The sequence below is a fragment of the Streptomyces sp. NPDC032721 genome, from assembly GCF_055579625.1.
Genome location: NZ_JBVIMX010000030.1, coordinates 1 through 14,430 on the forward strand (window position 1 = coordinate 1; position 14,430 = coordinate 14,430).

11 protein-coding genes are annotated in these 14,430 nt (G+C 69.3%); 3 read left to right on the top strand and 8 right to left on the bottom strand.

Annotated features, from left to right (window positions below; genetic code table 11):
* Positions 1 to 176: 176 nt before the first annotated feature.
* The 4 genes from ACZ5PB_RS39485 to ACZ5PB_RS39500 form a co-directional block, all read right to left on the bottom strand.
* Positions 177 to 1,007 carry an RNA polymerase sigma factor SigF gene (locus ACZ5PB_RS39485; protein ID WP_468698132.1) on the bottom strand — a complete coding sequence of 277 codons (831 nt, stop codon included), beginning with the start codon at positions 1,005 to 1,007 and terminating at the stop codon, positions 177 to 179.
* Positions 1,008 to 1,308: 301 nt separating this feature from the next.
* Positions 1,309 to 1,965: a response regulator gene (locus ACZ5PB_RS39490; RefSeq protein WP_468698134.1), complete on the bottom strand. Its 657-nt coding sequence runs from the start codon at positions 1,963 to 1,965 to the stop codon at positions 1,309 to 1,311.
* A 133-nt stretch (positions 1,966 to 2,098) separates the two neighbouring features.
* Positions 2,099 to 3,541: a GuaB1 family IMP dehydrogenase-related protein gene (locus tag ACZ5PB_RS39495; RefSeq protein ID WP_468698135.1), complete on the bottom strand. Its 1,443-nt coding sequence runs from the start codon at positions 3,539 to 3,541 to the stop codon at positions 2,099 to 2,101.
* A 241-nt stretch (positions 3,542 to 3,782) separates the two neighbouring features.
* A complete protein-coding gene (locus ACZ5PB_RS39500; RefSeq protein ID WP_468698137.1) occupies positions 3,783 to 5,477 on the bottom strand; it encodes an ABC transporter family substrate-binding protein in 1,695 nt (564 codons plus the stop codon).
* A 287-nt stretch (positions 5,478 to 5,764) separates the two neighbouring features.
* Between ACZ5PB_RS39500 and ACZ5PB_RS39505 the strand changes: the two genes are divergently transcribed.
* Genes ACZ5PB_RS39505 through ACZ5PB_RS39515 form a run of 3 tightly spaced genes read left to right on the top strand, consistent with a single transcriptional unit; the run spans position 5,765 to position 9,960 of the window.
* Positions 5,765 to 6,745: an ABC transporter permease gene (locus ACZ5PB_RS39505; protein WP_468698138.1), complete on the top strand. Its 981-nt coding sequence runs from the start codon at positions 5,765 to 5,767 to the stop codon at positions 6,743 to 6,745.
* 57 nt (positions 6,746 to 6,802) lie between these two features.
* Complete coding sequence (locus ACZ5PB_RS39510; protein WP_468698139.1) at positions 6,803 to 7,828, top strand: ABC transporter permease; 1,026 nt, start codon at positions 6,803 to 6,805, stop codon at positions 7,826 to 7,828.
* Positions 7,825 to 9,960 carry an ABC transporter ATP-binding protein gene (locus tag ACZ5PB_RS39515; protein WP_468698141.1) on the top strand — a complete coding sequence of 712 codons (2,136 nt, stop codon included), beginning with the start codon at positions 7,825 to 7,827 and terminating at the stop codon, positions 9,958 to 9,960. Before ACZ5PB_RS39510 ends, ACZ5PB_RS39515 begins: the two co-directional genes overlap by 4 nt.
* 73 nt (positions 9,961 to 10,033) lie before the next feature.
* Here ACZ5PB_RS39515 and ACZ5PB_RS39520 read toward each other — a convergent pair whose 3' ends face one another.
* The 4 genes from ACZ5PB_RS39520 to fmt form a co-directional block, all read right to left on the bottom strand.
* Positions 10,034 to 11,047: a sugar-binding transcriptional regulator gene (locus tag ACZ5PB_RS39520; RefSeq protein ID WP_468698233.1), complete on the bottom strand. Its 1,014-nt coding sequence runs from the start codon at positions 11,045 to 11,047 to the stop codon at positions 10,034 to 10,036.
* A 150-nt stretch (positions 11,048 to 11,197) separates the two neighbouring features.
* On the bottom strand, positions 11,198 to 11,884 hold the full coding sequence (rpe, locus tag ACZ5PB_RS39525) for a ribulose-phosphate 3-epimerase (RefSeq protein WP_468698143.1): 687 nt from the start codon (positions 11,882 to 11,884) through the stop codon (positions 11,198 to 11,200).
* A gap of 99 nt (positions 11,885 to 11,983) precedes the next feature.
* Entirely contained in the window at positions 11,984 to 13,444 is a 1,461-nt protein-coding gene (locus ACZ5PB_RS39530; RefSeq protein WP_468698144.1) for an RsmB/NOP family class I SAM-dependent RNA methyltransferase, read from the bottom strand.
* Between the two features lie 34 nt (positions 13,445 to 13,478).
* Entirely contained in the window at positions 13,479 to 14,420 is a 942-nt protein-coding gene (fmt, locus tag ACZ5PB_RS39535; protein WP_468698146.1) for a methionyl-tRNA formyltransferase, read from the bottom strand.
* Positions 14,421 to 14,430 lie beyond the last annotated feature (10 nt).

Below are 14,430 nucleotides of genomic sequence, written 5' to 3' on the forward strand. Positions count from 1 at the left end.
TTCTGGTTTGGTGTTTCCTTTGATGGACTGGTTGAGGAACGCCCCGTGTTCCCCCTCCTTCCTTCCCCCCCCCCCCTTTTTTTTTTTTGTTTTTTTTTTGTTTTTTTCCTTGTTTTTGGTCTTTTTTCCTTCTTTTTTTGTTTTCCTCTGCTCCCGGACTTATTCGCCGTGTGCGCTCACTCCTGGGTGAGCAGCCCCTCCCGCAGCTTCTTGGTGATGCGCGTCAGCAGCCGGGAGACCTGCATCTGGGAGACCCCCAGTTCGGCCCCGATCTGGGACTGCGTCATCTCCGCGCCGTAGCGCATGCTCAGGATCTGCTTGTCGCGCTCGTCGAGTTCCTCGATGAGCGGCTTCAGCGCCTGGACGTTCTCCACGGTCTCCAGGTCGTCGTCGGTGTCGCCCAGCCGGTCGGCGAGGGTCTGCGAACCGGAGTCCGCACCGTCGTCGAGCGGGATGTCGATGGAGCCCGCGGTGTACCCGTTGGAGGCGACCATCCCCTCGACGACCTCGTCCTCCTCCATGTCGAGGTAGGCGGCCAGCTCGGCGGTGGTCGGCGACCGGTCGAACTGCTGGAAGAGCACGTCGGACGCCTTGGCCAGGTCTATCCGCAGCTCCTGGAGCCGGCGCGGCACATGGACGGACCAACTGGTGTCCCGGAAGAACCTCTTGATCTCGCCGACGATGCACGGCATGGCGAAGGTGGCGAACTCGACCTCACGGGTCAGCTCGAACCGGTCGATGGCCTTGATCAGACCGATCGTGCCGACCTGGACGATGTCCTCCATCTGGTCGGCACGGTTGCGGAACCGGGTGGCCGCGTACTTCACCAGTGCCAGGTTCAGCTCGATCAGAGTGTTGCGGGCGTACTGGTATTCGTGCGTGCCCTCCTCCAGAACGGCGAGCCTGGCGAAGAAGATCCTCGACAGCTCCCGGGCGTCCTTCGGGGCTACCTCCGACGGATTCTCCACGTACGGAAGCTCACGCTCCGCAGGTGTGACCACGGACATCTCATGCGTGGCTCCAGTCGGGACTGCGGTCGCCATGGACACGGTGTCCTCCCCTTCATCGGTGTATCAACGCAAGGGCGCGTGTACCCGGAGGCATGCCTGCCATTCGTGTTCACGCCCTGCGAATTTTATTCAACACCACCCGCACATCACGGATTTACCGGACGATCGCCGCATCGAATCACCCCTGGTCGTCCCCAGTGCCCGGTATGCCAGCCTCTCACTGTCCGGACACAGCCGACAGATGTGCGCGCACATCAACTCGGCGCGGGATCCGGGCAGTACGGGGCGGCCCGCGTGCCTACTCCTCCGGCACGAGCCCCGCCTCGTACGCGAGGATCGCCGCCTGTACGCGGTTCCTGAGGTCGAGCCGGGCCAGGATCTGGCTGACGTACGCCTTCACCGTGCCCTCGACGACGTGCAGCCGCCGTGCGATGTCGGCGTTGGAGAGCCCGGCGCCGACCAGGGCGAGCACCTCCCGCTCCCGTACGGTCAGGGCCTCGGTGCGGGCGATGGCGGAGGCCTGCTTGCCCAGCCGTCCGGTGCCGAGGTGGCTGATGACGCGCCGGGCGACGGCCGGCGACAGATAGGCGCCGCCCTCGGCGACGGCCTGCACTCCGGCGATGAGTTGGCGCGGGTCACCGGACTTGAGGACGAATCCGGCGGCACCCGAGCCGAGCGCGCTCGCGATGTACTCGTCCTCGGAGAAGGTCGTCAGCATCATCACGGCGGTCTCCGGCAGCACCCGCCGCAGCTCCTCGGCGGCCTGGAGTCCGTCCGGTCCAGGCATCCGGATGTCGAGGAGACAGACGTCGGGACGGTGCCGCAGCGCCAGCTCGACGGCCGCGTGTCCGTCGCCGGCCTCCGCGACGATCTCGATGTCGTCCGAGGCGGACAGGATCGCCCGCACCCCGGCCCGGATCATCGGCTCGTCGTCCGCCAGCAGAACCCGGATCATGCTGTTCCTCCCCGCCGAGCCCCGTCGAACCTCGCCGAACCCCTACGAACACCGTCCGCCGCAGGCTATCCCGACGGAAAACGGGTGTGTCCCGCCCCCCGGACGGGGGACGGGACACACCCGGCGAAGCGGACTAGCTCCAGCTGGCGTGCAGCGGCTTGCCCTCGGCGTAACCGGCGGCGCTCTGCACACCGACGATCGCCTTGTCCGCGAACTCCTCCAGCGAGGCCGCACCGGCGTAGGTGCAGGAGGACCGTACGCCCGCGATGATCGAGTCGATCAGGTCCTCGACGCCCGGACGCGACGGGTCCAGGAACATCCGCGAGGTGGAGATGCCCTCCTCGAAGATCGCCTTGCGGGCGCGGTCGTAGGCCGACTCCTCGCTCGTACGGTTCTTCACGGCGCGCGCGGAGGCCATGCCGAAGGACTCCTTGTACCAGCGGCCGTCGGCGGCCTGCTGGAGGTCGCCCGGAGACTCGTACGTACCGGCGAACCACGAGCCGATCATCACGTTGGACGCACCGGCGGCCAGCGCCATGGCGACGTCGCGCGGGTGGCGGACACCGCCGTCGGCCCAGACGTGCTTGCCGTGCTTCTTGGCCTCGGCGGCGCACTCCATGACGGCGGAGAACTGCGGCCGGCCGACGCCGGTCATCATGCGGGTGGTGCACATGGCGCCCGGGCCCACGCCGACCTTGATGATGTCGGCACCGGCCTCGATGAGGTCCTTGACGCCCTCGGCGGCGACGATGTTGCCCGCCACGATCGGGACCTGCGGGTCGAGCGCGCGCACGGCCCTGACCGCGGCGATCATCGACTCCTGGTGGCCGTGCGCGGTGTCCACGACGAGCGTGTCGACGCCCGCGGCGAGCAGCTGCTTGGCCTTGCCCGCGACGTCGCCGTTGATGCCCACGGCGGCGGCGATGCGCAGCTTGCCGTCGGCGTCGGTGGCGGGGGTGTAGAGGGTCGCGCGCAGGGCGCCCTTGCGGGTGAGGATGCCGGCCAGGCGGCCGTCGGCGTCCACGGCGGGGGCGTAGCGGCGGTTGGCCGCGTCCAGCTTGTTGAAGGCCTCGCGCGGGTCGATGTCCGCGTCCAGCAGCAGGAGGTCCTTGGACATGACCTCGGAGAGCTGGGTGAAGCGGTCGACGCCGGCCAGGTCCTGGTCGGTGACGACACCGATCGGCTTCTGGTCCGCGTCCACGACGACACCGGCGTTGTGCGCGCGCTTGGGCAGCAGCGACAGCGCTTCGGCGACGGTCTGGGTCGGGGCCAGCACGATGGGCGTGTCGAGGACGAGGTGGCGGGTCTTGACCCAGCCCACGACCTCGGTGACGACCTCGATCGGAATGTCCTGCGGAATGACGACGAGCCCGCCCCGGCGGGCCAGCGTCTCCGCCATGCGGCGGCCCGCGATGGCGGTCATGTTGGCGACGACCAGCGGGATCGTGGTGCCGGTGCCGTCGGGGGCGGAAAGGTCCACGCCCTGGCGGGAACCGACCGCGGAACGGCTCGGCACCATGAAGACGTCGTCGTACGTGAGGTCGTACGGCGGCTTGAGATCGTTGAGGAAGCGCACGCGCGGAACATCCAGTCGTTCGGTGTTGGCCCCGGGGCATTTCAGCCCGGGGGAAAACGCACGTACTCGATTGTCCCACGGCTGTCCGGTTTTGTGCGCTGGGGGGATCCTCCAGGTCGGCGGGGTGCGGGGTGGGCGATGCTCCAAAGGGCGTACGGGGCCGGACGCGGACCCCGGACGCGCGTGCGCCCCGTCTGCCGGTGCGGGCAGACGGGGCGCGTAACACTGAGCGATCAGCGAGTTACTTCATGAAGCCGACCTTGGACCAGTCGACGGACGCCATGCCCGGCGAACCGTAGTTGGCGACCTTCTTCTGGACGGCCGTGATCTGCGGGGTCTGGTAGACTGGCAGCGAGTGGCCCGCGTCCCAGACCAGCTTGTCGACCTCCTGCTGGAGCCTGGTCGCCTCTTCCGGCGTCTTCGCGCTGAGTGCCTCGCGGAACTTCGCCTCGCCGCCCGGCGTCACGATCTTTCCGTTGTTCGCGAAGAGCTGCTTGCCCTTCGGGTCTCGGTAGTTGGCGAATGAGTCGGAGGGCAGACCCACGTAGCTGATGCTGCGGAAGCTGGCCATCTCATAGTTCCCCGGGGTGATGTACTTGTCGAAGAAGTCGTTCTCCGGGATGTTGTTGATCTTCATGTCGATGCCGGCCTGCTTGAGCATGGACTGAAGGGCCGCGTCACTGCTCTTCAGCGTGGCGCTGGCACCGGCGGTCTCCAGGAAGTTGACGACGAGCGGCTTACCGTCCTTCGTGCGGATCTCGCCCGGGCTCTTGGCCTTCCATCCGGCCTCGTCCAGCACCTTGCCGGCGGCAGCTATATCACCCTTGCCGTACTTGCCGGAGTTGTCCTGGTACCCCTTCTGATTGCTCATGTAGAAGTGGTTGCCGAGGCCCTTGTACTCGACCGGCATGCCGTTGGCCGGGATGCCGGCCAACGTCTTGGTGTTGACCGCGAGCTGAACGGCCTGGCGCACCTTGACGTCGGCCATGTTGCCGTTGGCGCCGAAGGAGATAAAGGACTGGTCCCACGGGGCGCCGATGCGGAACTCGGTGCCCGGGGTCTTCTTGGTGCGCTTGTAGAAGTCGGCGTTACCGGTAACCACGGCGTCCAACTCGCGGTTCAGGTAGGCGTCGACGGCCGCAACGCGGTCCAGCGCCCGGAAGATGATCTTGTCGAGCTTGGGCTTGTCGCCCCACCACTTCTCGTCCGGCACCAGCGTGACGGTCTGCGAGGCCTTGTCGAGCGTTCCGACCTTGTACGGACCGGCCGACGCGGGGACCTTCTCGACCCACCCCTTGTTGAACTTCTCGGGCGTGTCGATGTACTTGGCGGGCAGCAGCTGCCAGAACATGCCCTTCCACTGCGAGGTCTGCTTCTTCATCGTGACGACGACCTCCTGGTCGTTCGCCCCGGCCTTGACCGACTCGATGTCCTCGTAGCCGGTCGACTCGGCTATGAGGAACTCCTCGTTCCCCTGCCCCTGCGCCTTCCACATGGCCTCGAAGTCGCGGTAGCTCAGAGCCGTGCCGTCGCTCCACTTGGCCTTCGGGTTGATCTTGTACGTGATGACCTGCTTGCCGCCCTTGTCAACGGACTCGGCGGACTCCACGTAGTTCTTGTCGGGCGTGAACTCGCCCTTCGCGTCGACCACGAAGACGCGCGGCATGATCGGATTCGTGATCGTGGTGCGGTCGGCGAGATTACCCACCACCTGGGAGCCGTTGAACTGGGTGATCCAGTTGGTCACCGCAAGGCGGAGCTGACCGCCCTGCTTGAGGCTCTCGGCCGGCTGCGGGTTGATCTCCGACGCGTGGTCCTTGGTGACCTGCTTCGGCGTGTCCGCCGCATCGTCCTTGGCACCGCCACAGGCCGTCAGAAGCATCGAACCGGTGACGGCTGCGGCCACGAACGCCGCCGCCCTGGTGGTGTTGCGCATGAAAACTCCCGTTGCCTTAAATCTCACAGACTGAGACGCGTCGGCCGCCTTTGTCCCGACGGGCCCCGATCGCTGTTGATCCGGGACATTAGGGCTCTCATCTCGGGAAATAAAACGTTGCATGGGGAATCTTTGCCTGATCGAGATCTTCCGAGGGTCCTTTAATCGGACATCGCACCTCAGAATGTGGACACCAAGGCCGGACCCGTGCTCCGCCACCCATCCGTGTTCCCCCCGCCGTTCACCCTGCGGCAAGCAACATCCCTCTCAGGTCAGTTGGAGGTCCCGTGCTCGGCTTTCTCGCGAAGCGGCTCGGCTATTACATCGTGCTGCTCCTGGTGGCCATCGGGCTGTCGTACGCACTCGCAGCATCTGCACTCAGCCCCCGCACCTCCTTCGAAGGCCGAAACCCCAAGCCCCCGGCCGCCGCTGTGGAGGCGCAGCTCACCGAGCTCGGCATCAACGACAAGACGCCGCTTCCCGAACGCTTCGGCGACTGGGCCACCAACGCCGTGCAGGGCGACCTCGGCAGGACCCTCGAAGGCACCTCCGTCAACAATGAGTTCGGCAACCGCATCGGCGTCTCGCTGCGCCTCCTGCTGGCCGGCACCATCCTCGGGACGGTGGTCGGAATCCTCTTCGGCGCCTGGGGAGCGATGCGGCAGTACAAGTTCTCCGACCGGGCCATGACGATCTTCGCTTTCCTGATCATGTCCACACCGACCCTGGTGCTGGCGCTGTTCATCAAGAACGCCATGGTCTGGATCAACGAATCCACCGGCTCCGACATCAAGTTCACCGGTGAGTTCACCCCCGGCCTGGAGGGCGGCTTCTTCACGCTCCTGGTGGACCGGGTGGGTCACCTGTTGCTGCCGACCCTGGTCATCGCCGCGATCGCCATCGCCTCCTACAGCCGCTACCAGCGCAGCACCATGCTGGACGTGCTGGGTTCGGACTATCTGCGCACCGCCCGTGCGAAGGGGCTCCGCCGCAACCGGGCCATCTTGAAGCACGGTCTGCGCACCGCCCTGATCCCGATGTCGACGTTCTTCGCATACGGCTTCCTGGGTCTGCTGACCGGCGCCACCTTCACCGAGAAGATCTTCGGCTGGCACGGCATGGGCGAGTGGCTCGTGGACTCCATCAGCCGCAACGACGTCAACTCCGTTGTCGCGTACAGCCTGTTCGCCGCCGTGATGGTGCTACTCGCCGGCTTCGTCGCCGACGTACTGCACGCGGCGCTCGACCCCCGGGTCCGCAATGCGTGACCTCATCTCCGTACGCAGAGACCGAGCCATGACCGTCCCGCAGGGAGCAACCAGCCGATGACCGCCACCGAAACCTCCCCCGTCGTGCAACTCGACGCCCCCGCCGCCACATCGCGGCAGAAGAGCCGCGGCAAGGTGGTCTGGGGCCGCTTCTCCGCACGCAAGGACGCCCTGATCGGCGCGCTCCTGGTGGTACTGCTGTTCCTCTTCGCCTTCATCGGACCGTTCGTCATCCCGTACAAGTACACGGATGTCGACTTCACGGCGATGACCCAGGCCCCGTCCGGCGCCCACTGGCTGGGCACCGACCAGATCGGCCGTGACGTCCTCTCGCTCACCGCTCGCGGTATGCAGAAGTCGTTGCTGATCGGTCTGCTCGTGGCACTGTTCTCCACGGTGCTGGCCTCCCTGATCGGCGCGTGCGCCGGTTACTTCGGCGGCTGGATCGACCGGGTGTCGATGTTCGTCGTCGACCTGATGCTCGTCTTCCCCGCCTTCCTGATCATTTCGGTGCTGTCCCCGGTGTTCAAGGAGAGCGGCTGGCTCGCCTTCGTCGCGCTGCTCGCCGTGTTCGCCTGGATGATCACCGCGCGCGTCGTACGTTCGATGACGCTGTCGCTGAAGGACCAGGAATTCGTGCGGGCCGCCCGGTTCATGGGTGTGCACCCCTTCCGGATCATCCTGCGGCACATCCTCCCCAACCTCGCCTCCTTCCTGATCATCGACGCGACCATCGCGGTCGGCGGCGCGGTCATCGCCGAGACCGGACTCTCCTACTTCGGCTTCGGCGTCCAGTCCCCGGATGTGTCGCTCGGCACCCTGATCACCGCGGGCCAGGACTCGGCGCTGACCTCGCCGTGGCTCTTCTACCCGGCGGCCCTGACCCTGGTGATCTTCGTCCTCGCCGTCAACCTGATGGGCGACGGCCTGCGCGACGCCCTCGACCCCACGTCCGACCGCGTCTCCGGCAAGCAGCGCCGCCGTATCGCCCGCGAGGCGAAGGCCCTGCGCGAGGAGGCCGCCAAGGCGACCGCCCTCGCCGCCCCCACTTCCACCTACGAGACCCCCGGGAGCCGTGCGTGACCACCACCGCCAGCCCCTCCACCGCAGCCCCCGCCCTGAAGAAGGGCGAGCCGCTGCTCCAGGTCCGCAACCTGAACGTCAGCTTCCAGGGGCCGCACGGCATCGTCCCCGCCGTCCGGGGCGTCGACCTCGACCTGCACCGGGGCGAAGTCCTGGGCATCGTCGGCGAGTCGGGGTCCGGCAAGTCCGTGACCTCGCTGGCCTCCATGGGCCTGCTGCCGGACACCGCGATCATCACCGGTTCCGTGAAGCTCGACGGGCAGCAGCTGCTCGGGGCCTCCGACCGTGACATGAGCCGGGTCCGCGGCAACAAGGTCGCCATGGTCTTCCAGGACCCGCTGTCCGCCTTCACCCCCGTGTACCGGATCGGCGAGCAGATCGTCGAGGCGCTGCGCACGCACAACGACATGACCAAGGAGAAGGCGGCGGCCCGCGCCGTCGAACTCCTCGACCTGGTCGGGATACCCAACCCGAAGGCCCGCGCCCAGTCCTTCCCGCACGAGTTCTCCGGCGGCATGCGCCAGCGCGCGATGATCGCCATGGCCATCGCCAACGACCCGGCCGTGATCCTCGCCGACGAGCCGACCACCGCGCTCGACGTGACGATCCAGGCGCAGGTCCTGGAGGTGCTGAAGACCGCGCAGCGCGAGACCGGCGCGGCCATGGTCCTGGTCAGCCACGACCTCGGGGTCATCGCCGGCGCCGCGGACCGCATCGCGGTCATGTACGCGGGCCGCGTCGTCGAGACCGGCACCGTCGACGACGTCTTCGAGCGTCCGAGGATGCCGTACACCCTCGGCCTGATCGGCGCCGTCCCGCGCGTGGACGAGCCGAGCGAGGACGGTACGAAGGCCGCCGCGAAGCCCCTCGTGCCGATCCCCGGCGCGCCCAGCCCGCTCCAGGACCTTGACGGCGGCTGCGCGTTCGCCAACCGCTGCCCGATGGCCGAGGACCGCTGCCGCAGCGAGGACCCGGTGCTCGCGGGTGACGACCACCGCGTCGCCTGCCACCGTACGGACGAGATCGTCGCCAGGGACCTCAGCCCCGCGGACATCTACCCGCTGCCGGAGATCCCGCCGCTCGCCGCGGCCGCAGTCCCCCGCGAGGAGCGCGACAGCGTCCTGCGGGTGAGCGAACTCGTCAAGACCTTCCCGCAGTTCAAGGGCACCGCCTTCAAGCGCCGCGTCGGCAGCGTGTACGCGGTGGACGGCGTGGACCTCGACATCCGGCAGGGCGAGACCCTCGGCCTGGTCGGTGAGTCGGGTTCGGGCAAGTCCACGACGCTGTTCGAGATCCTCAACATGGCCAAGCCGGAGTCGGGTTCGATCTCGCTGCTCGGCCAGGACACCGCGGGACTGAGCCGCTCGGAGCTGAACAAGCTGCGCTCGGCGATGCAGATCGTGTTCCAGGACCCGATGGCGAGCCTCGACCCGCGCATGCCGATCGCCGATGTCATCGCGGAGCCCATGCGGGCGCTGAAGATGCCCAAGGAGAAGATCGCCGAGGTCGTCCCCGACCTGCTCGCCAAGGTCGGGCTGAACCCGGAGTACGCGCAGCGCTTCCCGCACCAGTTCTCCGGCGGCCAGCGCCAGCGCATCGGCATCGCCCGCGCGCTGTCGGTGTCGCCGCAGCTCCTGGTCCTGGACGAGCCGGTGTCCGCGCTCGACGTGTCCATCCAGGCCGGCGTGCTGAACCTGCTCCAGCAGCTCAAGGCGGAGATGGGGCTCTCGTACCTCTTCGTCTCGCACGACCTGTCGGTGATCCGGCACATCGCGGACCGGGTCAGCGTCATGTACCTGGGCCGCACGGTCGAGGCGGGCGACGTCGACACCGTCTTCGACAACCCGCAGCACCCGTACACCAAGGCCCTGCTGTCGGCCGTGCCCGTGCCCGACCCCAAGCGGGAGCGCGAGCGGCAGCGGATCCTGCTGCCGGGCGACCCGCCCAGCCCGACCGACAAGCAGACGGGCTGCCGGTTCCGCGGCCGCTGCCCGGTGTTCCTGGCGCTCGGCGCCAAGGAGCGGGAGCGCTGCACCACCGAGACGCCCGCGATGACCTCGCACGCCGAGGACCACGTCGCGGCCTGCCACTTCCCCGAGAAGAAGCCGGCGGCCGAGACCGTGGTCGGGTAACCGGCGGCGTTACGTGAGAGGGGCCCGCATCCTGCGCAGGATGCGGGCCCCTCTCACGTACCACTCGCGGCGCTCACTCGTCCGGGTCGGCCCGGTCCAGCGCCGGACGCGGCGGCGTACCGCCCGCGCTCAGCAGGTAGTCCGCGGCTGCCGTGTCCGTGACCAGGCTGGTGACCAGGCCGGAGCGCAGCACCGCGTCGATCGCGGCGGCCTTGCGCAGGCCGCCCGCGATGGCGACCACCTCGGGTATCCGGCGCAGCCGGTCCGCCTCGACGGTGATGCAGCGCTCGCCCAGGTCGCGGCCGACCCGGCGGCCCTCCGCGTCGAAGAGGTGCGCGGAGGTCTCGGCGGCGACGCCGAGCGAGGCGTAGTGCGCCCGCTCCTCGTCGGTGAGCATGTCGTGCACCGTGGAGATGCCCGGCTCCCAGGAGCCGATGGACACGCACGCCACCGTCACCTTGTCGAAGTACTCGAAGGCGCGGGCGATCCCGGTCTGGTTGCGCAGCGCGGCCGCGGTCGCCGGGTCGGGCAGCAGCATCGGCGCGTAGATGGGGTGGGCCTCGCCGCCGGAGACCTGGGCGGCCCTGCGGACCGCCTCGACCGAGCCGCGCTCGGCCGTCCCCGCGTCGTACACGCCGGTGAGCTGGACGACCGTGCACGGCGGCAGGTGGTGCAGGGCGGCGGCCATGTGGATGGTGGAGCGGCCCCAGGCCAGCCCGAGGACATCGCCCTCGTTGACGAGTTCGCCCAGGAGGTCGGCGGCGACCTCGCCCAGGTTCTCCGGATCGGGGGCGTCGTCGGCGGCGTCCGCGGGGGACTCGACGACGACCGCGTGGCGCAGGCCGTAGCGGGCGCGCAGGGCGTCGGAGCGCTCCGCGTCCAGTTCGGCGGGGACGCGGATCTCGATCCGTACGAGATCACGTTCGAGGGCGGTCTCCAGGACCCGGGCCACCTTGAAGCGGCTGACGCCGAACTCCTCGGCGATCTGGATCTTGGACTTGCCCTCAAGGTAGAAGCGGCGGGCCATCGCCGCCGCCTGAACCAGCTCAGCGGGTCCCATCCGCATGGCCGACCGGCCCGCTGACATCGCAGACACCGCGATCTCCTTACCTTGGTTCACTTTCACACAATGGTTCGTCGTTCATCCTGTCAGATGCGACGGATCTTGATCAGCCCTGCGGGCCCTCGTTCATTTTGCCTTCTTATTACCGTGGCCGCGCCGATACTGCGGGTGCACTCAGTGGGCGCAGGCCCAGGGCGCCTTCGCGGTGGCCTCGTCTGCCTGGTGGCGGAGCATCCGGACGGCGGCGGCCGGGTCGTCGGTGTTGTACACGGCGGAGCCCGCGACGAAGACGTCCGCGCCCGCCTCGGCGCACCGCTCGATGGTGGAGGCGGAGACCCCGCCGTCCACCTGGAGCCACAGCTCCAGGCCGTGCTTGGCGATCAGCTGCCTGGTCCGGCGGATCTTCGGCAGCATGATGTCGAGGAACGACTGCCCGCCGAAGCCCGGCTCGACCGTCATGATCAGCAGCATGTCCAGCTCGGGGAACAGGTCCTCGTACGGCTCGATGGGCGTGGCCGGCTTGAGGGCCATGGACGCGCGGGCGCCCTTGGCGCGGATCTCCCGTGCCGTACGGACCGGGGCGGCGGCCGCCTCGGCGTGGAAGGTGACGGACCCGGCGCCGGCCTCCACGTACTGCGGGGCCCAGCGGTCCGGGTCCTCGATCATCAGGTGGCAGTCCAGCGGAATGTCCGTGGCCCTGCTCAGCGACTCGACGATCGGCACACCGAGCGTCAGGTTGGGCACGAAGTGGTTGTCCATGACGTCGACATGGAGCCAGTCGGCGCCCTCGACTGCCTTGGCCTCATCGGCGAGGCGGGCGAAGTCCGCGGACAGGATGCTGGGATTGATCTGGGCTGCCATGCCCCAAGCCTGCCATGCCCCACGGCAGTTCCCCGACCGGGTGGCCCGGGGAGGGGCGGGGGCACGCGCCGCGGCGGCGCCCCCGCCGGTCTTCCTGGGTCAGGCGGTGCGCCGCAGCAGCGCCAGATACATCGCGTCGGTGCCGTGCACATGCGGCCACAGCTGTACGTCGGGACCGTCGCCGAGCGCGGAGACGCCGGGCATCAGCGGGCGGGCGTCCACCCACTCGACCTCGAAGGGCTCGTTGCCCGCGCCCTTGCCCTTGATCACGTCGTCGACGACGACGCGGGTCTCGGCGAGGTGCGGGGAGCAGGTCGCGTAGCCGACCACGCCACCGACCCGTACCGCCTTCAGCGCCTCGCGCAGCAGCCCCCGCTGGAGCGGGGCGAAACCGTCCAGGTCCTCGGGGCGGCGGCGCCAGCGCGACTCGGGGCGGCGGCGCAGCGCGCCCAGGCCCGAGCACGGCACGTCCATCAGTACGCGGTCGAAGGTGCCCGGCAGCCACGGCGGGCGGGTGCCGTCGGCGGCGATGACCTGGTAGGGGCCTGGGTTCCCGGCGAGCGCCTGCTCGACCAGCCGGGCCCGGTGCGGCTGCTTCTCGGAGGCCAGCAGCACGGCACCGCGCTCGGAGGCGAGCGCGGCAAGCAGCGCCGCCTTGCCGCCGGGTCCGGCGCAGCCGTCGAGCCAGCGCCGGTCGGGCCCGTCGACGGGGGCGTTGGCCAGGGCCGCGGCAACCAGCTGGCTGCCCTCGTCCTGGACGCCCGCGCGTCCGTCCCGTACCGCGTCCAGGGCGCCGGGCTCGCCGCCCTCGGCCATCCGTACGGCATAGGGCGACCAGCGGCCCGGCAGCCCGGACTCCTCGCCCAGGACGTCGAGCAGCTCCTCGGTGGTCGAGCGGCCCGGGCGGGCGACGAGCGTCACCTCGGGCCGCTCGTTGTCGGCCTCCAGGAGGTCCTCGATGCCGCCCCGGCCGCCGCCCAGCGAGTCCCACAGGGCGGAGACGATCCAGCGCGGGTGCGAGTGCACGACGGCGAGGTGCTGCTCGGCGTCGTCCTCGTAGGGCGGAGCGACCTGTTCCACCCAGGCGTCGAGGTCCTGCCGGGAGATCTTGCGCAGTACGGCGTTGACGAACTTGGCCCGGCCCTCGCCGAGCACCACCCGCGCCAGCTCGACGCTGGCGGAGACGGCCGCGTGCGTCGGGATGCGGGTGCCGAGCAGCTGGTGGGCGCCGAGCGCGAGCACGTCGAGCACCGGCGGGTCGACCTCGCGCAGCGGCCGGTCGATGCAGGCCGCGATGATCGAGTCGTACGTGCCCTGCCGGCGCAGCGTGCCGTAGACCAGCTCGGTGGCCAGCGCGGCGTCGCGGCCGTCGAAGTCCTCGTTCTTCTCGCGGGCCTTCTTCAGCAGCGGGGGCAGCACCAGGTTGGCGTACGCGTCGCGCTCGTCGACGGCCCGCAGGGCCTCGAACGCGAGGAAGCGGACGGGGTCCTTCTGGGGCTTGCGGTGCGGCTTGTACGGCTTGCGGGCGGGACGGCTCTGCTGGGGCTTCTGGTCGCTCAAAAGGTGCTCCGCTTATCGAAAGGGTCGAACCCTCTCAGCCTACGTCCGCCTTGGTCAGCCGCTCGCCCGGGGCGATCCGTACCCCCCGCGCCCAGTCCGCCGCCTTCATCGGCTTCTTGCCCTGCGGCTGCACCCAGAGCAGCTCGACGGCGTGCGAGCCGGTGCCGACGTGCACGTTGTTCTTGCCCGCGGCCAGCTCGCCCGGGGCGAGCCCGGTCAGCTCCGTGGCCAGGGCCGCCGTCACCAGCTTGAGCCGCTCGCCCCGGAAGACGGTCCAGGCACCGGGCGCGGGCGTGCAGCCGCGCACCACGCGGTCGACGCGGAGCGCGGGTGCCTGCCAGTCGATCTGGGCGTCCTCGACGGTGATCTTCGGGGCGAGGGTGATGCCGTCGGCGGGCTGCGGCACCGGCTTCAGGGTGCCGTCCTCGATGCCGTCCATGGTCGCGACGAGCAGCCCGGAACCGGCGAAGGCCAGCCGGGTCAGCAGGTCACCGCTGGTGTCGGTGGGCCGTACGTCCTCGGTCACCACTCCGTACACCGGCCCCGAGTCGAGGCCCTGCTCGATCTGGAAGGTCGACGCACCGGTCACCTCGTCGCCCGCCATCACCGAGTGCTGCACGGGGGCCGCGCCGCGCCAGGCGGGCAGCAGCGAGAAGTGCAGGTTGACCCAGCCGTGGGCGGGCACCTCCAGCGCCACCTTGGGCAGCAGCGCACCGTAGGCGACCACCGGGCAGCAGTCGGGCCCGATCTCCCGCAGCCGGGCCAGGAACTCCTCGTCGCGCGGCTTCACCGGCTTGAGCACCTCGATGCCGGCCTCCTCGGCGCGCTCCGCGACGGGGCTGGCGACCAGCCTGCGGCCCCGCCCTGCGGGGGCGTCGGGGCGGGTCACCACGGCGACGACCTCGTGCCGGGAGGCGATCAGGGCGTCCAGGGCGGGCACGGCGACCTCGGGGGTACCGGCGAAGACGAGCTTCATGGGTGTACGG

What these genes read in the sequence shown, in the direction of transcription:
- ACZ5PB_RS39520 (WP_468698233.1), bottom strand. Translation starts at nt 11,047, where the DNA reads ATGTCAGCGGGCCGGTCGGCCATGCGGATGGGACCCGCTGAGCTGGTT.
- ACZ5PB_RS39485 (WP_468698132.1), bottom strand. Translation starts at nt 1,007, where the DNA reads ATGTCCGTGGTCACACCTGCGGAGCGTGAGCTTCCGTACGTGGAGAAT.
- ACZ5PB_RS39510 (WP_468698139.1), top strand. Translation starts at nt 6,803, where the DNA reads ATGACCGCCACCGAAACCTCCCCCGTCGTGCAACTCGACGCCCCCGCC.
- ACZ5PB_RS39490 (WP_468698134.1), bottom strand. Translation starts at nt 1,965, where the DNA reads ATGATCCGGGTTCTGCTGGCGGACGACGAGCCGATGATCCGGGCCGGG.
- fmt (WP_468698146.1), bottom strand. Translation starts at nt 14,420, where the DNA reads ATGAAGCTCGTCTTCGCCGGTACCCCCGAGGTCGCCGTGCCCGCCCTG.
- ACZ5PB_RS39500 (WP_468698137.1), bottom strand. Translation starts at nt 5,477, where the DNA reads ATGCGCAACACCACCAGGGCGGCGGCGTTCGTGGCCGCAGCCGTCACC.
- rpe (WP_468698143.1), bottom strand. Translation starts at nt 11,884, where the DNA reads ATGGCAGCCCAGATCAATCCCAGCATCCTGTCCGCGGACTTCGCCCGC.